Origin of the sequence: Pigmentiphaga sp. NML080357 (assembly GCF_002188465.1) — a bacterium.
Taxonomy (GTDB): Bacteria; Pseudomonadota; Gammaproteobacteria; order Burkholderiales; family Burkholderiaceae_B; genus Pigmentiphaga.
The window spans coordinates 124686-144816 of record NZ_NINW01000008.1; the positions used below are offsets into that span (position 1 = coordinate 124686).

Annotated in this window: 23 protein-coding genes; 14 read left to right on the top strand and 9 right to left on the bottom strand. The window is 66.9% G+C overall.

What is annotated here, in order from left to right; all coding sequences use genetic code 11:
* Positions 1-74: 74 nt before the first annotated feature.
* Both CDO44_RS02540 and CDO44_RS02545 read left to right on the top strand, forming a co-directional pair.
* Positions 75-1046 carry a tripartite tricarboxylate transporter substrate binding protein gene (locus CDO44_RS02540; RefSeq protein ID WP_087778617.1) on the top strand — a complete coding sequence of 324 codons (972 nt, stop codon included), beginning with the start codon at positions 75-77 and terminating at the stop codon, positions 1044-1046.
* A 2-nt stretch (positions 1047-1048) separates the two neighbouring features.
* Positions 1049-1912, top strand: coding sequence for an N-formylglutamate amidohydrolase (locus tag CDO44_RS02545; protein ID WP_087778618.1), 864 nt, complete (start codon positions 1049-1051; stop codon positions 1910-1912).
* 25 nt (positions 1913-1937) lie between these two features.
* Here CDO44_RS02545 and CDO44_RS02550 read toward each other — a convergent pair whose 3' ends face one another.
* The 5 genes from CDO44_RS02550 to CDO44_RS02570 form a co-directional block, all read right to left on the bottom strand.
* Entirely contained in the window at positions 1938-3545 is a 1608-nt protein-coding gene (locus tag CDO44_RS02550; RefSeq protein ID WP_087778619.1) for a DHA2 family efflux MFS transporter permease subunit, read from the bottom strand.
* 25 nt (positions 3546-3570) lie between these two features.
* Entirely contained in the window at positions 3571-4881 is a 1311-nt protein-coding gene (locus CDO44_RS02555) for an efflux RND transporter periplasmic adaptor subunit (protein ID WP_087778620.1), read from the bottom strand.
* A 52-nt stretch (positions 4882-4933) separates the two neighbouring features.
* Positions 4934-6361, bottom strand: a complete 1428-nt coding sequence (locus tag CDO44_RS02560) for an efflux transporter outer membrane subunit (RefSeq protein ID WP_087778621.1) — start codon at positions 6359-6361, stop codon at positions 4934-4936.
* Positions 6362-6452: 91 nt separating this feature from the next.
* Positions 6453-6938, bottom strand: a complete 486-nt coding sequence (locus CDO44_RS02565) for a MarR family winged helix-turn-helix transcriptional regulator (protein ID WP_087778622.1) — start codon at positions 6936-6938, stop codon at positions 6453-6455.
* A 116-nt stretch (positions 6939-7054) separates the two neighbouring features.
* Positions 7055-8572 (bottom strand): helicase HerA-like C-terminal domain-containing protein, encoded by a 1518-nt coding sequence (locus CDO44_RS02570; RefSeq protein ID WP_087778623.1) that lies wholly within the window; start codon positions 8570-8572, stop codon positions 7055-7057.
* 211 nt (positions 8573-8783) lie between these two features.
* Here CDO44_RS02570 and CDO44_RS02575 point away from each other — a divergent pair, with 211 nt between their 5' ends.
* The 9 genes from CDO44_RS02575 to CDO44_RS02620 all read left to right on the top strand — a co-directional run bounded on the left by CDO44_RS02575 (position 8784) and on the right by CDO44_RS02620 (position 16615).
* Positions 8784-9509, top strand: coding sequence for a YebC/PmpR family DNA-binding transcriptional regulator (locus tag CDO44_RS02575; protein WP_087778624.1), 726 nt, complete (start codon positions 8784-8786; stop codon positions 9507-9509).
* A 6-nt stretch (positions 9510-9515) separates the two neighbouring features.
* The gene (purD, locus tag CDO44_RS02580) at positions 9516-10811 is read left to right on the top strand and encodes a phosphoribosylamine--glycine ligase (RefSeq protein ID WP_087778625.1); all 1296 of its coding nucleotides are present in this window, start codon (positions 9516-9518) and stop codon (positions 10809-10811) included.
* Entirely contained in the window at positions 10808-11716 is a 909-nt protein-coding gene (gene hemF / locus CDO44_RS02585) for an oxygen-dependent coproporphyrinogen oxidase (RefSeq protein WP_087778626.1), read from the top strand. The genes purD and hemF overlap by 4 nt, the downstream gene beginning before the upstream one ends.
* The gene (gene nadD, locus CDO44_RS02590; protein WP_233146010.1) at positions 11713-12345 is read left to right on the top strand and encodes a nicotinate (nicotinamide) nucleotide adenylyltransferase; all 633 of its coding nucleotides are present in this window, start codon (positions 11713-11715) and stop codon (positions 12343-12345) included. The genes hemF and nadD overlap by 4 nt, the downstream gene beginning before the upstream one ends.
* A 2-nt stretch (positions 12346-12347) precedes the next feature.
* On the top strand, positions 12348-12707 hold the full coding sequence (gene rsfS, locus CDO44_RS02595) for a ribosome silencing factor (protein ID WP_087778630.1): 360 nt from the start codon (positions 12348-12350) through the stop codon (positions 12705-12707).
* A 327-nt stretch (positions 12708-13034) separates the two neighbouring features.
* Entirely contained in the window at positions 13035-13508 is a 474-nt protein-coding gene (gene rlmH, locus CDO44_RS02600; RefSeq protein ID WP_087778632.1) for a 23S rRNA (pseudouridine(1915)-N(3))-methyltransferase RlmH, read from the top strand.
* Between the two features lie 52 nt (positions 13509-13560).
* On the top strand, positions 13561-14157 hold the full coding sequence (locus tag CDO44_RS02605; RefSeq protein WP_144389453.1) for a nucleoside triphosphate pyrophosphatase: 597 nt from the start codon (positions 13561-13563) through the stop codon (positions 14155-14157).
* A 91-nt stretch (positions 14158-14248) separates the two neighbouring features.
* Positions 14249-15715, top strand: a complete 1467-nt coding sequence (gene rng / locus CDO44_RS02610) for a ribonuclease G (RefSeq protein WP_087778636.1) — start codon at positions 14249-14251, stop codon at positions 15713-15715.
* A 690-nt stretch (positions 15716-16405) separates the two neighbouring features.
* Positions 16406-16615: a cold-shock protein gene (locus tag CDO44_RS02620; protein WP_087778638.1), complete on the top strand. Its 210-nt coding sequence runs from the start codon at positions 16406-16408 to the stop codon at positions 16613-16615.
* Between the two features lie 90 nt (positions 16616-16705).
* On the opposite strand, the gene CDO44_RS02625 is transcribed toward CDO44_RS02620, so the two are convergent.
* On the bottom strand, positions 16706-16975 hold the full coding sequence (locus CDO44_RS02625) for a hypothetical protein (protein ID WP_087778640.1): 270 nt from the start codon (positions 16973-16975) through the stop codon (positions 16706-16708).
* A gap of 178 nt (positions 16976-17153) precedes the next feature.
* Here CDO44_RS02625 and CDO44_RS02630 point away from each other — a divergent pair, with 178 nt between their 5' ends.
* Entirely contained in the window at positions 17154-17636 is a 483-nt protein-coding gene (locus CDO44_RS02630) for a GNAT family N-acetyltransferase (protein ID WP_087778642.1), read from the top strand.
* A gap of 77 nt (positions 17637-17713) precedes the next feature.
* Positions 17714-17932 carry a hypothetical protein gene (locus CDO44_RS02635; RefSeq protein WP_087778644.1) on the top strand — a complete coding sequence of 73 codons (219 nt, stop codon included), beginning with the start codon at positions 17714-17716 and terminating at the stop codon, positions 17930-17932.
* 23 nt (positions 17933-17955) lie between these two features.
* On the opposite strand, the gene CDO44_RS02640 is transcribed toward CDO44_RS02635, so the two are convergent.
* From CDO44_RS02640 to CDO44_RS02645, 3 genes are read right to left on the bottom strand one after another with little or no spacing between them, the layout of a single operon-like run.
* The gene (locus tag CDO44_RS02640) at positions 17956-18480 is read right to left on the bottom strand and encodes a hypothetical protein (RefSeq protein WP_087778646.1); all 525 of its coding nucleotides are present in this window, start codon (positions 18478-18480) and stop codon (positions 17956-17958) included.
* A complete protein-coding gene (locus tag CDO44_RS27555; RefSeq protein ID WP_158213190.1) occupies positions 18473-18649 on the bottom strand; it encodes a hypothetical protein in 177 nt (58 codons plus the stop codon). Before CDO44_RS27555 ends, CDO44_RS02640 begins: the two co-directional genes overlap by 8 nt.
* A 41-nt stretch (positions 18650-18690) precedes the next feature.
* Positions 18691-19590 carry a LysR family transcriptional regulator gene (locus CDO44_RS02645; protein WP_087778648.1) on the bottom strand — a complete coding sequence of 300 codons (900 nt, stop codon included), beginning with the start codon at positions 19588-19590 and terminating at the stop codon, positions 18691-18693.
* A gap of 100 nt (positions 19591-19690) precedes the next feature.
* Between CDO44_RS02645 and CDO44_RS02650 the strand changes: the two genes are divergently transcribed.
* Positions 19691-20116 (top strand): heme-binding protein, encoded by a 426-nt coding sequence (locus CDO44_RS02650; RefSeq protein ID WP_087778650.1) that lies wholly within the window; start codon positions 19691-19693, stop codon positions 20114-20116.
* Positions 20117-20131: the final 15 nt, after the last annotated feature.

Sequence of the window (20131 nt, forward strand, 5' to 3'; positions counted from 1 at the left end):
TCGTTTGTGGCCGGTTCGTAAATTTCTGACACTGCGCAGACTCGTCACATCCACCTTCGCCAACGGAGCCAAGCATGTCACCCCTGCGCCTCGTTCTGACCGCCATCGGCGCCGCCTTGCTGGGCAGTGCCGCCCACGCCGCGGATGCCTATCCCTCGCGTCCGATCCGCCTGATCGTTCCCTTCGCCCCTGGCGGCTCCACCGACATCGTGGCCCGCCTCATCGCCGAGTACACCGGCCGCGAGCTCAGGCAACCGGTCGTGGTGGAAAACAAGGGTGGCGCCGGCGGCGCGCTGGGCATGGAGATGGTGGCCCGCGCACCGGCTGACGGCTACACCATAGGCATGGCCACGGTCAGCACCCATGGCTCGAACCCTGCCATCTATCCCAACCTCAAGTACGACGCCCGCAAGGACTTCGCCCCTATCGCCAACGTGCTGGCCATTCCCAGCGTCTTCGCGGTGCATCCGTCCGTTCCGGCCAGGAACATGAAAGAGTTCATTGCGCTCGCCAAGGCACATCCGCAGAAGTACTCCTTCGCGTCGCCCGGCGTCGGCTCGCTCGGCCACGCCAATATCGAGAACTTCATGATGCTGTCCGGCATCAAGCTGCTGCACGTCCCCTACCGCGGCGCCGGGCCGGCCCTGAACGATGCGCTGGCCGGGCAGGTCGACGCGATCACGGACAACCTGTCGTCCACCCTGCCTCACCTCCAGGGCGGGCGACTGCGGCCGCTGGCCGTCCTGGCCGCCCAGCGTTCGCCGCTCTTGCCCGAGGTGCCGACCTATGCCGAACTGGGCTTTCCCGAAATGGGCACCGGCGGATGGTTCGGCCTGGTGGCGCCCGCGGGAACGCCCGCCGACGTCGTGACGCGCCTGAACCAGGCCGTGCGCAAAGCCATGCAGAACGCGGACTTCCAGAAAAAGGCCGAGGACGTCGGCGGCACGCTCGTACCCACCACGCCCGAGGAATTCGCCAGGCAGATCGACCAGGCGCTCGACCGCTACGCCAAAGTGGCCAAGGCCGCCAACATCCAGGCGCAATAAGCATGGCCGGCTTCACCCCGCAGCCGGTCGTGCGGCGCGATCCATCCGGTCCGGTCCTGCCGCTGGTGTGCGATTCGCCGCACAGCGGCACGCATTATCCGGTCGACTTCGGGGCCGCCCTGCCCCTGGCGCGCCTGCGCCAGGGCGAAGACACGCATGTGGACGCCCTGTGGTCGGCAGCGCCCGATCATGGCGCCACCCTGATCGCGGCCACCTTCCCCCGGGTCTACATCGATCCCAATCGGACCCTGGCGGACCTGGATCCGGAGCTGCTGGCCTCCCCATGGCCCGAACCGCTCGCCCCCAGCGAGAAGACCCGGCTCGGCAAGGGACTGGTCTGGAGCCGCATGGACGCGGCCACGCCGATCTACGACCGCAAGCTGACGGTGCGGGAGGTACAGCGGCGTATCGATACCTGCTATTTGCCGTATCACGCCACACTCGACAGCGCAGTCGAGGAGCGCTATGCACGCTTCGGCGCACTATGGCACCTGAATCTGCACTCCATGCCCAACGACGTCTATGAGCGGCTGGGAATTCGCTGCGATCGCCCGCTGGCCGACTTCGTCCTGGGCGATCGCGACGGCACAACCTGCGAGCCGGATTTCGTCGCGCTCATCGAAGCGGAGCTGCGGGACAAGGGCTATACGGTCGCGCGCAACGACCCCTACAAGGGCGTGCAGCTCATCGCGCGCATGGGACGTCCGGCCGAACGCCGCCATAGTCTTCAGATCGAGATCCGGCGCCCGGTGTACATGGACGAAGCCAGCCGCGAACGCAACGCCCGATTCGATCGCGTGCAGGCCGACCTGACCGCGGTGCTCGCCCGCGTGGCGGCCTACATACGCGACCGGCTGCCGCGCTGAAGGGGGCCGCCTCGAGGCGGCCCCGTCAGTGCGCGCCGCCGGCGTCCACCGGCGCGCCCGCGCCGCGCTTGCCGGGCCGCGCGAACCAGACCATCGCGATCAGCACCAGGAACACGACGGCCGAACCGTAGAAGATGTCGACCGCCGACATCGTCAACGCCTGGCCGGTGATGAGGTTGTTGACCGAGGCCATGGCCTGCTCGGGAGACATGCCCGCGCCCTGCATGCTGGACAGCGCCTGCGAAGCCGCCGAACTGCCTGGAGAAATATGCTCGACCAGGTGGGCGTGGTGCATGGCGGCCCGGTCTTCCCACATCGTCGTGGAAATGGAGGTGCCGAACGCGCCCGCGGTGATGCGCAGGAAGTTCGACAGGCCCGAGGCGCTGGCGATCTTGTCGGGCGGCAGGCCCGCCAGCGTCAGCGATACCAGCGGCACGAAGAAGGCCGCCATTCCCGCGCCCTGCAGCAAGGTGGGCTCGAGCAGCGTCAACATGTCGGCCTGCGGCGTGAAGCCGGCGCGCATGAAGCTGACCGCGGCGAACACGCCGAAGGCCACCGTGACGAGGACGCGCGGATCGGTGCGGCCCAGCATGCGGCCGATGATGGGCGTCAGCACGATCGCCAACAGGCCGATGGGCGCGGTCACCATCCCCGCATCGGTGGCGGTGTAGCCCATCTGCGTCTGCAGCCACAACGGCAACAGCACCACGTTGCCGAAGAAAACCGCATAGGCCACCGACAGCGTCAATGCGCCCACGGTGAAATTGCGTCCGGCGAACAGCCGCAGGTCCACCACCGGATGCTTGTCGGTCAGCTCCCAGATGACGAAGAAGACGAACCCGACCACGGCGATCACCGCCAGCGTGACGATGGTGCCGTTGGCGAACCAATCGAGCTCCTTGCCCTTGTCGAGCATGATCTGCAAGGCGGCGATCCAGACCACGAGCAGTACCAGCCCCACTGTGTCGATCGGCAGCTTGCGGATCGGCGACTCGCGCTTGTGGTAGATCGCCCAGCTCACCCAGGCCGCCGCCAGCCCCACCGGAATGTTGATGTAGAAGATCCAGGGCCAGGAATAGTTGTCCGAAATCCATCCGCCCAACAGCGGGCCGGCCACCGGCGCCACCAGCGTGGTCATGGACCACAGCGCCAGCGCAATACCCGATTTCTCCCGGGGATAGCTGCCCAGCATCAAGGTCTGCGAAAGCGGAATCATGGGTCCGGCCACCAGCCCCTGCAGGACGCGGAACGCAATCAGCGATTCGAGATTGGGCGCCAGGCCGCACAGCCAGGATGCGATGATGAACAGCAGCACCGAGGCGACGAACAGGCGCACCTGGCCGAAACGCAAGGTGAGCCAGCCTGTCAGCGGCAGCGCGATGGCGTTGGCCACGGCGAACGAGGTAATGACCCAGGTTCCCTGGCTGGTGCTGACGCCCAGGTCGCCCGATATCGCCGGCAGCGACACGTTGGCGATCGAAGTGTCGAGCACGTTCATGAACACGGCCGCCGAGAGCGCGATGGTGCCCAGCAGGCGCTGGCCGCCCTGCAGCGGCGGATGCGTCGCCTGGGCGGCCGGCGGCGCGGGCCGCTCGGCCGGCGCGTCGGCGGGGGAAGAAGCGGAAGTCGTCATGAAGATACCCGTTGGGGGGACGGCCTTACAGCGCGCCGGCGCCGTGGCGGGCGACGGTTACCGAGCCGCCCTTGTCGGCGCGCGCGGGCGTGGAAATGTGCAGCGGCGCCGCCTTGGCCACGGCGGGCTTGGCTTCGGCCGCGCGGCCACCGAGGTTCTGGGCGATGGTGGCGGCGACGAGCGCATCGGCATCCTCGCGCGCGTGGTCCATGACCGTGGTGGAATAGGCCGGCGCGGTACGGCTGACCTCGGCCAGCGCAGGACCGTCGGTGGAGGAAACGTCCACCGACACGTTCATCGACAGGCCGACGCGCAGCGGATGGGTTTCGATCTCCTTGGGATCGAGCGCGATGCGCACCGGCACGCGCTGCACCACCTTGATCCAGTTGCCCGTGGCGTTCTGCGCGGGCAGCAGCGCGAACGCGCTTCCCGTGCCCGCGCCCAGGCCGGCCACCTTGCCGTGGTATTCGACCTTGGAGCCATAGACGTCGGCCTCCAGCGTCACCGGCTGGCCGATGCGCATGCGGCCCAGCTGCACTTCCTTGAAGTTCGCATCCACCCATACCTGGTCCAGCGGCACGATGGTCATCAGCGAGGCGCCGGGCGCGACGCGCTGGCCGACCTGGGCGCTGCGCTTGGCCACATAGCCCGTGACGGGCGCGGGCAGCGAGGTGCGGGACAGATTGATATAGGCCTCGCGTACCTTGGCCGCGGCGCCCAGGACGTTGGGATGCTGCTCCACGCTGGTGCCATCGGTGAGCGCGGTGTTGGTGGCGAGCTGTTCGCGCGCGGCCACCAGGGCGGCCTGGGCGGAGGCCAGCGCCGACTTCGCGTTGCTGACGGCGGTCTGCGCATGCAGCATTTCCTCGCCGCTGACCGCGCCCGACTCGGCCAGCTCCTGCCGCCGCTTGGCGTCGCTCTGGGCCTTGGCCAGGTCGGCCCGCGCGCGCTCGACCTCGGCCTGGCGCACGGCGATGTTGGCGCTCAGGGCGCCATTGTTGGCGTAGAGCGTACGGACCTGCCGCACGGTCTGCGCGAGCGCGGCCTGGGCCTGGTCCAGCGCGACCTGCGCGTCGGCCTTGTCCAGCAGCACCAGCGGATCGCCGGCCTTGACGTAATCGGTATCGTCGGCCTGGATGGCGACCACCGTGCTGGCGATCTGGGGCGTGATCTGCACCAGGTTGCCTTGCACGTAAGCGTCATCGGTATGTTCATAGTGGCGGGCCACCAGCGCCCACCACGCGCCGTAGGCCACGGCGATGACGGCGAAGGCGCCGGCTGCGCCCAGCAGCAGTTTCTTGCGGGAATTGTTGGGTGCGGATTGTGCGGTTTCCATATCAGAACCTTGGCGTAAATATCTAGCGATTCGCGTATCGTTTTCTCAAGCGCTACCGGGTGGCCGCGGCCACCGGCTCGCCCGGGCCGGCGGGCAGCTCCGCGCCGCCTCCCAGGGCCTTGGCCAGCGCCACGTCCAGCGTCAGCGCGCGGGCCTTCAGGTCGGTATCGAGCCGTGCCTGCGTCAACACCGCGCTCTGCGCGGTCAGTACGCTCAGGTAGTTGCCCAGGCCGGCGCGATAGCGCTTGACCGCGAGTTCGTAGGCCTGGTCGATGGCTTCCCTGGCCTTGCGCTGCTCGCTGCTCTCGCGGTCGAGCGCGCGTATCGAGGCGAGCGTATCGGCCACCTCGTTGACGGCATGCAGCACGGTCTGGTTGTAAGAGGCCACGGCGAGGTCGGCGTCCGCGGCCCTGCCCTTCAGGTTGGCATTGAGCCGGCCGCCTTCGAAGATGGGTAGAGTGACAGCGGGCCCGACGCCGACGATCTGGCTACCCGACTCGAAAAGCTTGGAAAGCCCTAGCGCCGAGGTGCCGATGAAGCCAGCCAGGTTGATGTTGGGGTAGAACATGGCCTTGGCGGCATCGACGTTGCGCTGTGCGGACTCCACGCGCCAGCGGGCGGCGACGATGTCGGCGCGCCGGCCCAGCAGCGACAGCGGCACGTTGGCCGGCACCGACGTGCCCGGCGGCACCAGCGGCACGGGCTGGATGGCGGCGCCCCGATCCGGGCCCGCCCCCACCAGCGCGGCGATCTCGTTGCGCTGCAGGGCGATGCTCTCGTCCACCTGCGCCAATTGGGTGCGCGCCTCGGCCAGCGCCGACTCGGCCTGCTTGACCTCCACCTGGGTATCGAGGCCGGAGGAATAGCGCTGCCGGGTCAGCGCGGCGACGCCGTCGCGCTGGGCGATGGCGGCCTGCAGCACCTCGCGCTGGGCGAAAAGGCGCTGGAGGTTGAAGTACGCCGTACCGATGGAGCTGGCCAGGATGCCCACCGCGGCCTGGTTCTCGGCCTGCGCCGCACGGCTTTCCGACAACGCGGCTTTCAGCAGGGAACCGTTCTTGTTCCAGAAATCGAGCTCGTAGCTGACGTTCAGCGCCAGCTTGGCGTCGGTACGCACGCCGCCGGCCAGCGGCGCCGGGATGGCGCCGTTCTCGGTATAGCGCTGCCGGGTCGCGTTGAAGGTCGCGTCGACCTCGGGCAGGCGGTTGGCCCGCGCGGTGCCGACGGCAGCCTCGGCCCGCGCCAGGCGCGCCTGGGCAATGACGATGGACGGACTGCCCACGATGGCTTCGTCGATCAGGCCATTCAACTGCGCATCGCCATAGCGGCGCCACCATTGCTGCACCGGCCATTGGACGTCGGCCTGAGCGGCGCCCAGCGTGGACGCCTCGACCAGTTGCGCCCGGGGGGAGGCGTCCTGATCCACACTGGCGCACGCGGCAAGCGCGGCGACCAGGGCCACTAGCAAGAATCTTTTCATGGAAGCTTACGATCTGCTGAATTTAATTGCCTTGCCTGTTACTGCTTAGGCAGTCATATGGGTGAAACAAAGGGCCCGTCCGCTCATGGACTCAGCCCAGACTGGCGCCGTTGGCGATCATGCGGCGCAATAGCGACTTCAACTGCCGGAGCTCCTCGTCGGAAAAACCACGCGTATGCAGGTCGACCGCATGATGCAGCCGCTGTGGAATCTGCTCCGTGGCGCGCACGCCTTCCTCCGTCAGCTCCAGCTTGATGACCCGGCGGTCCTCCGCGCTGCGCACGCGCCGGATCAGGCCCTTGGATTCGAGCCGGTCGAGCATGCGCGTCATGGCGCCGGTGTCCGTACAGGTGCTGCGCGCCAGTTCGGCGGCCGTCTCCCCCCTTCCCATCGCCAGCAGCATTAGTGGGCCCCACTGCATGGCGGTCAGGTCGAGCGCCATCATTTCAGCGTCGACCGCGCGCTGCAGCGACCCATGGGCCAGCTTGATCAGGTAACCCACGCTTTCGCTGGGGTCGTAGCTTCGGATCGCGGCGGAAGGGCTCGGACGAGCGTCGGGGGAAGAAGAATCAGCCATGGCGCCATTATTACTGCATAGGCAATGGTTGTCAATGCAGTAATAGATGGGCTTATTAGCCCTGGGCGGAGCAGGGTTTTATGCCGCCGCCCCAGGCGATGAGGGAAGAAAGCGCGTCAGCGTCGCTTGCCCAGCAGGGATCCCAGCAGGCCGCGGGTCAGGTCCCGCGCGAGCTGTGTACCCATGGAACGGACCGCACTGCGGGCGGCCGACTCCAGCACGCCCTCGCGGCGCCCGCCCCGGGGGCCGGTGGACCCGAACAGCACGTCGCGCAGGCCGCCTATGAGGCCGTCATCCTCGGCCTGGCCTGCCTTGGGGGCCGGTGTTGCGGCCCCGGTCCCGGCGGCCGCTCCACCCGCCGTCCGGGCGGTCAGCATTTCATAGGCCGACTCGCGGTCCACCGCTTTTTCGTAGACTCCCGCCACGATCGAAGACTGGCGCAGGGCCTGCCGTTCGGGCTCGGTGGCCGGGCCGATCCGGCTGCCCGGCGCCACCACGTAGACGCGCTCCGTCATGCCGGGCCGGCCCTTTTCGTCCAGCAGCGATACCAGCGCCTCGCCCACGCCGAGCTCGGTGATCGCCGCGGCCAGGTCCAGGCCGGGATTGGGCCGCATCGTCTCGGCCGCCGATTTCACGGCTTTCTGGTCGCGCGGCGTGAAGGCCCGCAGCGCGTGCTGCACCCTGTTGCCGAGCTGGCCCAGCACGGTCTCCGGGATATCCAGCGGATTCTGGGTGCAGAAATACACGCCTACCGCCTTGGAGCGAATCAGCCTGACCACCTGTTCGATCTTGTCGAGCAGCGCCTTGGGCGCGTCGTTGAACAGCAGGTGGGCTTCGTCGAAGAAGAAGACGAACTTCGGCTTGTCGGTATCGCCCGCTTCGGGCAGGTGCTCGAACAGCGTGGACAGCATCCACAAGAGGAAGGTGGCGTACAGCGTCGGCGATTGCATCAGCTTGTCGGCCGCCAGGATGTTGACCACGCCGTGCCCCCGGGCATCGGTCTGCATGAGATCGTCGATGTTCAGCATGGGTTCGCCGAAGAAGCGGTCGCCCCCCTGCTCCTCCAGCGCCAGCAATCCGCGCTGGATCGCGCCCACGGACGCGGCGGAGACGTTGCCGTAGCGGGTCTTGAACTGGGCGGCATTGTCGCCGACGTACTGCAGCATGGCCCGCAGGTCTTTCAGATCGAGCAGCAACAGGCCGTTGTCGTCGGCGATGCGGAACACCATGGTCAGCACGCCGGCCTGGGTGTCGTTCAGATTCAGCATGCGTCCCAGCAGCAGCGGCCCCATGTCCGACACGGTCGCACGCACGGGATGGCCCTGCTCGCCGAATACGTCCCACAGCGTGACCGGGCAGGCTCCCCACTCCGGCTGGTCCAGGCCCAGCGACTTGAGCCGCGCCTCCAGCTTGGGCGTGGCGGCGCCGGCTTGCGAAATTCCCGTCAGGTCGCCTTTGACGTCGGCCATGAAGACCGGCACGCCCAGCCGGGAGAAGGATTCGGCCATCACCTGCAGCGTGACCGTCTTGCCGGTGCCGGTCGCCCCGGTGATGCAGCCATGCCGGTTGGCCATGGCCGGCAGCAGGAAGAGCTCGGTATTCGCGTTCTTGGCGAGAAGGATGGGAGCGACCATGATGGTTCCGTTATGCAAACTAACCGACAACCCCCGGGAGGGATAGGCGACGATTCTGTGCGCAAGGCGCCGGTCTTGTCAAAACGCCGTCCGCGGGCATCGGATGATGCGCAGGCTGTGGTATTGGCAGCAAGAGGATATTCCAACGGGAGCCTGCACCTGCCGGTCAAGCTAAAATGGACCTCTCACCGTTACGACACAAGCGATTTCCATGGCCGGACATAGCAAATGGGCCAATATCCAGCACCGCAAAGGGCGTCAGGACGCCAAGCGCGGCAAGCTGTGGACCAAACTGATACGTGAAGTCACCGTGGCGGCCCGCGCGGGCGGGCCCGACCCCGACACCAACCCCCGCCTGCGGCTGGCCTGGGACAAGGCGACCGACGCCAACATGCCCAAGGACACCATCCAGCGCGCGATCGCGCGGGGCGCCGGGGGTGCCGACGGCGACAACTACGAGGAAGTCCGCTACGAAGGCTACGGCGTGGGCGGGGCGGCCGTCATCGTCGACTGCATGACCGACAACCGCACGCGCACGGTGGCCGAAGTGCGCCATGCCTTCGCCAAGAACGGCGGCAACCTCGGCCAGGAAGGCTCGGTGGCCTTCATGTTCAAGCATTGCGGCCAGTTCCTGTTCGCCCCCGGCACGCCGGAAGACAAGGTCATGGAGCTCGCCCTCGACGCTGGCGCCGAAGACGTCATCACCGACGACGAAGGCGTGATCGAGGTCATCTGCGCCCCCGCCGACTACGCCGCCGTCAAGCAGGCTTTCGACGGCGCCGGCCTGAAGGCCGAGATGGACGGCATCGTGATGAAGGCGCTCAATGAAACACCCCTCACCGGCGAGGACGCCGAGAAAATGCAGAAACTGCTGGACGCGCTGGAATCCCTGGACGACGTCCAGGAGGTCTACACCACCGCCGTCATGGACGAGTAATCCCCTATGAAACTTCTCGTCATCGGTTCCGGCGGCCGCGAACACGCCCTGGCCTGGCAACTGGCCAAATCGGCCAAGACCCAGAAAGTGTTCGTCGCTCCCGGCAACGGCGGTACCGCGCTCACACCCCACCTGCAGAACGTTCCCATCACCGATCCCGCGCAGCTGGCCGACTTCGTCGAAAAGGAAGGCATCGCGCTGACGGTGGTCGGCCCCGAGGCGCCCCTGGCCGCCGGCGTGGTGGACCTTTTCCGCGCCCGCGGCCTGAAGATCTTCGGTCCCACGAAGGCCGCCGCGCAGCTCGAGAGCTCGAAGGACTTCGCCAAGGCCTTCATGATCCGCCACGGCATTCCCACGGCCAAGTACCAGACCTTCACCGATCCGGCGCAGGCGCATGCCTACATCGACGCCCAGGGCGCGCCGATCGTGATCAAGGCCGACGGCCTGGCCGCCGGCAAGGGGGTGGTGGTCGCCGCCACGCTCGAGGAAGCCCACGCCGCGGTCGACGCCATGCTGGGCGACGGCAAGCTCGGCCAGGCCGGCGCGCGGGTGGTGATCGAGGAATTCCTCGAGGGCGAGGAAGCCAGCTTCATCGTGCTTTGCGACGGCAAGCATGTGCTGCCCCTGGCCACGAGCCAGGACCACAAGCGGCTCAAGGACAACGACGAAGGCCCCAATACCGGCGGCATGGGCGCGTATTCGCCGGCGCCGGTGGTCACGCCCGAGCTGCACGGCCGCATCATGCGCGAGGTGATCTGGCCCACCATCCAGGGCATGTCCAAGGACGGCATCCCGTTCACCGGCTTCCTGTATGCCGGGCTGATGATAGGCCCGAATGGCGTGCGGGTGCTGGAGTTCAACTGCCGCATGGGCGACCCGGAAACGCAGCCCATCATGATGCGGGTCAAGAGCGACCTGCTCGAAGTCTTCGAGCACGCCGTGGCCGGCACGCTCGACCAGGCCAACATCGACTGGGACCGCCGCACCGCGCTGGGCGTGGTCATGGCCGCGCACAACTATCCCGACACGCCGCGCACCGGTGACGTCATCAGCGGCCTGCCGGCCGAAACCGCCGACAGCATGGTCTTCCATGCAGGCACCACCGAAAGCGGCGGCGTGGTCAAGACCAGCGGCGGCCGCGTGCTGTGCGTGACGGCGCTGGGCGATTCGGCCAAGCTCGCCCAGCAGCGCGCCTACGACGTGCTGCAATCCATCCACTTCGACGGCGCGCAATACCGCCGCGACATCGGCTGGCGGGCCATCGGGCGCCGCACCTCCCCGGCCGACCCGGGTACGGCATGAACATCGACACCGCGCTGACCCGCAGCTACTTCACCGGTCTGCAATCGCGCATCGTCGCCAGCCTCGAGGAACTCGAAGGCCAGCCTTTCCGCTCCGATGCCTGGCAACGGGCGGAAGGCGGCGGCGGCCTCTCGCGGCTGGTGGAAGGCGGCAAGGTCTTCGAACGCGGCGGCGTGCTGTTCAGCCACGTCACCGGCGCGACGCTGCCGCCTTCGGCCAGCGCGCACCGGCCCGAGCTGGCCGGCCGCCCCTGGGAAGCCATGGGCGTGTCGCTGGTGCTGCATCCGCGCAATCCCTACGTGCCGACCGTGCACATGAACGTGCGGGTGTTCATTGCCAAATCCATCCACGTCTCCGATGCCGACGACGTATTCTGGTTCGGCGGCGGCATGGACCTGACGCCTTACTATCCGTTCGAGGAAGACGCGGTCCACTTCCATCGCACCTGCAAGGCGGCGCTGGACCCGAGCGGTCCCGACCTCTATCCCCGCTTCAAGAAATGGTGCGACGAGTATTTCTACCTCAAGCACCGCAAGGAAGCCCGCGGACTGGGCGGCATCTTCTTCGACGATTTCAACGAAGGCGGCTTCGACCATGCCTTCGCCGCCGCCCGTTCGGTGGGCGACGGCTTCCTCGAGGCCTACCTGCCCATCGTCCGGCGCCGCCTCTCCCTGCCCTACGGAGAGCGCGAACGCGACTTCCAGGCATACCGGCGCGGACGCTACGTCGAATTCAACCTGGTGTTCGACCGCGGCACGCTGTTCGGACTGCAGTCGGGCGGACGGACGGAATCCATCCTGATGTCGATGCCGCCGCAGGCTCAATGGCGCTACGACTGGCATCCCGACCCCGGTTCGCCCGAGGCTCGCCTCTACGAACTGCTTCCCCCGCGGGACTGGATTTGAATCCGCCTGCCGCCGTCCCGCGCACAGGATTGCTGGGAGGGAGCTTCGATCCCATCCACGAAGCCCACCTGGCCCTGGCCCGCGCCGCCCGCGATCACCTGGACGTGGAATCGGTCCAGTTCATCCCGGCGGCCGCGCCCTGGCAACGCCAGCCCCTGACCGCCACCGCGGAACAACGCGCCGACATGGTGGCGCTGGCCATCGCCGGCGACCCGGGCCTGGTCCTGAACCGCATCGAAATCGAGCGCGGCGGCCCCAGCTACACCATCGATACCCTGCGCTCGCTCACGGGTCGCATGGGCACGCAGCTTGCTGGAACGGTCCAGTACGTCTGGATCCTCGGGGCCGATCAATTGGCGAACTTCTGTACCTGGAAAGACTGGCAGGACATCGTTGCGCTGGTCGATCTCGCGGTGGCCAGCCGACCGGGCACCCGCCCCGAACCTCCCACTGCCTTGCGCGACGCGTTGGCGAAGCTGGGACGCACGCTGCACTGGCTGCCCATGCCAGAAATGGCGATATCCAGCTCCACCATCCGGCAGCGGCTCGCCCGCGGCGAATCGGTCGACGGTCTCGTCCCCCCCGCGGTGCTGCGCTACATCGAACAGCACCGCCTGTATCAGGTCTAAACATGGACATACGCAAACTACAACGTGCCGTCGTCGACGCCCTGGAAGACGTCAAGGCCCAGAACATCACGGTGCTCAATACCACTCACCTGACCAGCCTCTTCGACCGCGTCGTCATCGCCAGCGGCACCTCGAACCGGCAGACCCGCGCGCTGGCCTCCAGCGTGGTCGAAAAGGTCAAGGCCCTGGGCGGTGACGTCGTCGCCACCGAAGGCGAGGAAACCGGCGAATGGGTCCTGGTGGACCTGGGCGACATCGTCGTCCACATCATGCAGCCCGCCATCCGCGAGTATTACAACCTGGAGGAAGTCTGGGGCGGCAAGCCTGTGCGCATGAAGTTGAGTCCCCCCCCTACGCGCTAACGCGCGCCCAGAATGGTGGGCCCCCAGCCGCTACGCGGCAGCCCCAAGGGGGTCGGGACCCGCCTTGGGGCGGCCCGGAGGGGATGCCCACCCCCTACGCCCTTCGGGCGCCCCCTCAAGGGGGCGATGCGGGTGGACCGGCGGAGCCGGATCCATCGCATCCTGGGTCTAGGGCCGTTGTCTTGGGTTGGGGCACGGGTGCTTCGCTGGCTGCCGGCGGCGGCAGCGGTGTGATACCCCTGGGGGCTTCGCTGGGTGCTGGTCGCTGCTTAAATTTTGCCGTCCACCGGAACCACACACAATGAACCGGACAAAGACTCGCCGCTCATGAAACTCGTCATCGTCGCCGTCGGCCACCGCATGCCCGGATGGGTGGACGAGGCTTTCTCGGACTACGCCAAGCGCATGCCGCCCGACTGCCCCATCGAGCTGCGCGAAGTCCGGCCCGAGCCGCGCACCACCGGCAAGACGCCCGCCCAGATGCAGGCCCTCGAAGCCAGGCGCATCGAAGCGGCGCTGCCTCCCGCGGGACGCTGGATCGCGCTGGACGAACGCGGCCGCGACCTCACCACCGTCGACCTGTCCAGACAGATGCAGCAATGGCGCAACGACGGACAGGACGTGGCGCTGATCATAGGCGGCCCGGACGGGCTCGATCCCGACCTCAAGCGCCGCTGCGCCGGCATGCTTCGCCTTTCCAGCCTGACCCTGCCCCACGGCATGGTGCGCGTCCTGCTTGCCGAGCAGCTATATCGAAGCTGGTCCATCCTCGCCAACCATCCCTACCATAGAGGGGGATGATTCCGACAACTCCGCGGGCGCCGCCATGCGCCCGCGCCTCACGGACAACGACATGACGGCCATCTACCTCGCCTCGCGCAGCCCGCGCCGCCGGGAACTGCTCACCCAGCTGGGAGTCGAGCACGAACTGCTGCTCCCGCCGCCCGCGGCCGGCCCCGATGAGCCGCAATTGCCCGGCGAGGCCGCCGCCGACTACGTTCGCCGCACCGCGCGCGAGAAGGCGCTTCTCGGCGCCGAGACCATGCGTCTGCGCCGACTGCCCGAGCGGCCCGTCCTGGCCGCCGACACCACCGTCATCCTCGATGCGGAAGTACTGGGCAAGCCGGTCGACCGCGCCGATGCGATACGCATCCTGCAGCGGCTGTCCGGCTCCGAACACGAGGTCCATACCGCGCTCGCGATGGTGTGCCGCGGCCAATTGCACGAAGACGTCTCCATTACGCGCGTGCGTTTCCGCACCCTGGCCCCGCGCGACATCGAGCGCTACTGCGATACGGGGGAGCCCTACGACAAGGCCGGCGCCTACGGCATACAGGGGCTGGGCGGCGTGTTCGTGCAGCACATCAGCGGCAGCTTCACCGGCGTCATGGGGCTGCCCCTCTACGAAACCGCGCGGATCCTCGCGCTGGCCGGCATCGTGCTGCCCTGACCGGCTCCGCGGCGCCCCGTCGTCGCCTCGCCGGCGATTCCCGACTCGCGGTAAGCTCCCGGATAGTTGCGCAAGCTCACCGGCAGACTCCATGACCGAAGACATCCTCATCAACGTTTCTCCTTATGAAACCCGGGTCGCCGTCGTCCAGCAGGGCGCGGTCCAGGAACTCCACATCGAGCGCACCTCCCAGAAGGGCTACGTCGGCAACATCTATCTCGGACGGGTGGCGCGCGTGCTGCCCGGCATGCAGAGCGCCTTCATCGACATCGGCCTGGGGCGCGCCGCCTTCCTGCACATCGCCGACATCCGCGAAAGCCGCCAGGAGCGTGCCCATGGCGGCCATCCCGTCACGCCCATCGAGAAGCTGCTGTTCGAAGGCCAGACCTTGATGGTCCAGGTCATCAAAGATCCCATCGGCACCAAGGGCGCACGGCTGTCCACCCAGATCAGCGTGGCCGGACGCATGCTGGTCTACCTGCCCTACGATCCGCACATCGGCATCTCGCAGCGCATCGAATCGGAAGCCGAGCGCATCCAGCTGCGCGACCGCGTCCAGCGGCTGGTGCCGCAGGACGAGAAAGGCGGCTACATCGTCCGCACCCAGGCCGAAGACGCCACCGACGAAGAACTCGCGGCCGACATCGCCTACCTGGGCAAGCTCTGGTCCATCATGCAGCAGCAGGCCCGCACCAAGGGCGCGCCATGGCTGCTGCACGAAGACCTGAACCTGGCGCAACGCGTATTGCGCGACGTCGTCAGCACCGAAACGGCCTCCATCCAGATCGACTCGCGCAGCAGCTTCACCCGGCTGCTGGCCTGGGCCAGGGAGTTCACGCCATCGGTCATCGACAAACTAGTGCACTACACGGGCGAGCGTCCGCTCTTCGACCTCTACAACGTCGACGAGGAAATCAATCGCGCGCTGTCGCGGCGCGTGGAGCTCAAGTCCGGCGGCTATCTCATCATCGACCAGACCGAGGCGCTCACCACCATCGACGTCAACACCGGCGGCTTCGTCGGCGGGCGCAATTTCGACGACACCATCTTCAAGACCAACCTGGAAGCGGCCCAGGCCATCGCCCGGCAATTGCGCCTGCGCAATCTCGGCGGCATCGTCATCCTGGACTTCATCGACATGGAGAACCTGGAGCACCGCGAATCGGTGCTGGGCGAGCTGCGCAAGGCGCTGGCGCGCGACCGTACGCGCATCACGCTCAACGGCTTCACGCAGCTCGGCCTGGTCGAGATGACCCGCAAGCGCACCCGCGAATCGCTCAGCCACGTGCTGTGCGAGTCCTGCCCCACCTGCCAGGGCCGCGGCCAGGTCAAGACCGCCCGCACCCTGTGCTACGAGATCCTGCGCGAGATCCTGCGCGAGGCGCGGCAGTTCAATCCCAAGGAATTCCGCATCCTGGCCTCGCAAGCGGTGGTGGATCTCTTCCTGGAGGAAGAAAGCCAGAACCTGGCCTCGCTCGGGGACTTCATCGGTAAACCGATTTCGCTGCAGGTGGAGGGGATATACAGCCAGGAGCAGTACGACATCATCCTGATGTGAGGCTTGTCCCGCACTACGGCGAGCGGAGGCGCTGCGGTCGAGCTGGAATCGCCGCGCTTACGGCGCGCAATGCCGCCGCGCCCGGGTAGTGGAGGCATTGCACAGAGTTTCATTGACTTTCCCGCCCGCAAGGGGGACAATGCCTGATCGGTCCTTGCTGCGAACACTACAACAACTCACATTCGCCGCTACAAGCTTCGATCAGCCTTGCCTGATCCCTCTTGCACCGTCCCCCTCTTAACCGAGTTCATTACCTTTTGCACAGTGCCTTCCCTGGCACGGAAAACTAGAGACTGTTCCCGTCGCTCCGACGCCGAGTGACAGCCTCTTTGGACACCTTTGATAGAAATTTTCCCAGACCAGCTCATTCCTCGCCCCGCGCACCAGATGCTGCATGGCGAGGCCATCGAGGTTGGCGACGTCGTATATCTCCAACCCGTTCACGGCCCGCTCGTCGCCAGTACCGTGATCTTCGCTGCACCGCTATTCGGATGCACGACTTACACCGCTGACGCTTTGGTACCCGCACCGGGCACTACGTCCGCTCAACGTCTACGCCTGCGATTCCGCGGGCGGGACGTCCACCGGGTCCAATCGCAGCGGCGCTCCCCCGCATCGGCTGCCAGAAAGGGCACTCAGTAACACAGGCGCGCCCCAGGCAAGCCTCCATCCAATCAATCAAGGATACACATGGAACAGACAGGAATCGTCAAATGGTTCAACGATGAGAAGGGCTTCGGCTTCATCATGCCGGAAACGGGCGGCAAGGACTTGTTCGCCCACTTCTCCGAGATCCAGGGCGACGGACGCAAGACGCTGATGGAAAACCAGCGCGTCACGTTCGTGGCCGCCAATGGTCTCAAAGGCCCCCAGGCCACGAAGATCCGGGTCGTCGCCTGAACGCGGGCTGATACCCAGACGCAAGACAGCTCCCCGGCATCGCAAGGTGCCGGGGAGTTTTTTTGCCCGGGCCGCCAAGGTGCCCGGGTTTCAGAGGCTCGCGCGTAGCAGGATGCCGTCGAGTTCCGCGCTGGCCGACATGCCGCCTTGCTCGTATCCCAGTGCGGCGCATGCCATGGACAGCGTCTGCCGCCACTCCCGTTCCGCGCTCTTGTGAATGAAGAAGTCCCGCGCGCATTGGTCGCCGCGGATGAGCTCCTTGCGCAGCCACTCCGCCATGCGCGCCTCCTCCCGCCGGTCCAGCACGCGCGACGATACCGAAATCGAAACGAACGCGTACGATCTGATGTTCTTCAGCATCCGCCCGCGTAGCGGCCCCACCGGAAATTCCAATGATTGAGCATCCATGGGTACCTCGCCGAAAACACTATCGTATGGGGCGCGGCCAAGCGCCGGAGACAGCTGTTTGCTATCGTTTATCCTGCTAGAACCCGGGCCTCGCGGGTATCGGCCCGCTCCCGACAGGATCCTCTCGCTCATGCCGACTCCGCGCCCGCTCTCCCCTTCCGACTACAAGCCCGTCATCGCCCGCGTCGACCACTGGTGGGGTGGCCGCCCCATGCAGGCACTGCTGCCGCGGCTCTTCTTCGAGCATTTCCGGCGTACGAGCTTTGCCGTCGGCGCCTCGGACGCGATAGAGGCGTTTCTGATCGGCTTCGTCTCCCAGACCGATTCCCGCATCGCCTACATCCATTTCGTCGGGGTGGATCCCGCTCGCCGAGGCGGCGGCCTCGGGCGCATGCTGTATGAGCACTTCTTCGATGTCGTCCGTGCGCTGGGCTGCGAGGAAGCGCACAGCATCACGTCGCCGGCCAATAGCGGGTCGATCGCTTTCCACCGCAAGATGGGATTCGAGCTGGAGCCGGGTACGGGACAGGTGGACGGAGTGCCGGTCCAACTGCACCATGCGGGCCCGGGCCAACATCGCGTGCGGTTCAGGAAGATGATCGTGGCGGCCTGATCCGGGCGAGGGTTCCGTCCTCCCCGTAGGGGAATGCGGCATGCGACTTGCTGCGTCGGTCGTCTCTGGAGACGACCATGGCAGCCAACTCACCTTCCCGTTCCCCTGGCCAACCGATCGACGACAAGCTCGAGGACACGAACAGTTCGACGCCCACGCCCGCGGCCCCGCGCCGCGAACCGGACATGCACAAGACCGACCGCGACCACACGGACGAGGAATATCATCGGCAACTGGGCCACGGCAGGAAGTCCCGCGCGGAGGACGATCCGAATGCCGGCGGCGGGCAACCCTAGCCGAGCGCGGCGGCACGGCCGCCTCAGACGCGGCGCCCCGTGCGGTGCAGCACAGGACCCGACCGGGCGGTATCGATGGCGGCATCCAGATCCTGGATATCGCTATATCTTCCAAACATGTATTCGTAGCGCCGCACCACGATTGGCGCTCCCCGGCCCCGGCCGTTCTGGCTCCTGAGCCAGCGATAGCGTTCGGCGTCGAGGACCAGCTCGGACACGGCCGCCGCCAGGCGCTTGCTCAACGGCGACCGCCAGGAACGCGGCTCCCAGGTGCCCGACTCGAGCATGGCAACCGCTTGCCCGACCTCCTCCAAGGTCGCGTTACGCGGAGCCAGGCGGACGGCAAGATCCAGCGCTCCGGCGTGGCGCGACAATCCCGAGGAGGCGACGCGCAGCCGCCGCACCAGGTCCCGGCTGGAGGGCCTGGATGCCCATCCGTCGTCCCAGTGCCGGGTCTGCTGTCCCGCGGGTTCCAGAGCGGACAACCCGCCGGCGTATTGCTCGAGGGCATCCGCCGCGTCGAGAAGCAGAGCGCTCAAATCATGCATGATCGACCTCGTGTTTCGCGCAGGGAGGACGTGCAGCAAGAAGCGAGCCGGCAACGCGAATCATTGTCGATATCGTCAAAAACAGGAAATTCTCCTTGAAAAGAAAATCATAATTATCGAACCATTCCCGCCGCCGGACAGCGATGCGGGCGCCGAAAAGTTCGAGCATCCGATCCGCCGGCGATGGGCAGCCGGGCGTGTATCGACGGATCAGGCCCGGAAGAGCTCGTGCACCAGCCCGCGCAGCCACATGTTGCCGGCATCCCTGTGGAAGCGGCGCGGCCAGAACTGGTGGACCTCGATGGTGGGCGCCTTGAGCGGCACGTCCACCATCCTGATGTCGGCATGCTGCACGCACACGTTGGCCATGTCGCGCGGAACGGTGGCGATGAGGTCGGAGCTTTCGATAATGGGCAGCAGGCTCGTGAAGTGGGACGTTTCGAGCAGCACGCGCCGCCTCAAGCCCTTGCGCTGGAGGAACTCTTCGAACAGATGCTCCCGCCCCGGCCGGACGGCGGCATGCGGCAAGGCGAGGTACTGCTTGAGCGTGAGGACGTCCCCCACCTCGGGATGGCCGCTGCGGACGATGCAGACGAAGGTATTGCGAAACAGCAGTTGCTGAAACATGCCCGCCTTGTGCAGGTCGGGAAAATAGCCGATCGCCAGTTCCGCCTCGCCTGACTCCAGCGCTTCGGCGGCCGCATGGCGCGGCATGGCGAGCGTGCGCAGGTTCAGGCCCGGTCCGGCCTGGACGAACCGCGCCAGCAGCTTGGGGACGAAATTGATCTCGCCGATGTCGGGAGTGATCAGCGTGAAGGTGCGCTCGCTGGATGCCGGATCGAATGTGTGCGCCTGGAGGATTTCGCCCTTGATGGTATCCATTACGCGCCGCACCGCAGGCGCGAGCGAGACGGCCCGCGGGGTCGGCTGCATCTGCGAGCCGGTGCGCACGAACAAGGCGTCGCCGAACAGCGTGCGCAGGCGCGCCACGGCCGCGCTCATTGCCGGCTGGCTCAGGCCGATGGCCTCGGCCGCGCGCGACACGCTGCGGTGCTCCAGCATCGCATCGAACACGCGCAACAAGTTGAGGTCGATATGGCGAATATCCATGGGATGGATTTTAACTATTCGCCGAATCGTCTGGATAGATAATCCACCGGCGCTTAGACTGCCTCCGTGGATATTGCTTGACACTCGAACGGAGACACACATGACCGGCCTCACCCTGGAACAGGCGAACGCCATCATCGCCGCGGCGCTGCGCCGCTCCGCCCAGAAAGGCTACAAGCCCATGGCGGTGGTCGTGCTCGACGCGGCCGGGCACTTGAAGGCCGCGCAACGCCAGGACGGCGCCAGCATGTTCCGGGTAGACATCGCCACCGGCAAGGCCTGGGCCGCGGTGGGCATGGATGCCTCGAGCCGGACGCTGGCGCAACGCGCCAAGGACAACCCGAATTTCTTCGTCACGCTGGCCGCCACCGCCCAGGGCCGCTTTCTTCCCCAGACAGGCGCGGTGCTGATCAAGGACGCCGCCGGCGCCGTGCTCGGAGCCGTCGGCGCGAGCGGCGGCACGGGCGACGAGGACGAGGAAATCTGCATCGCCGGCGTGACCGAGACCGGCCTGCAAGCGGGCTGACGGCTGGCGCGGACG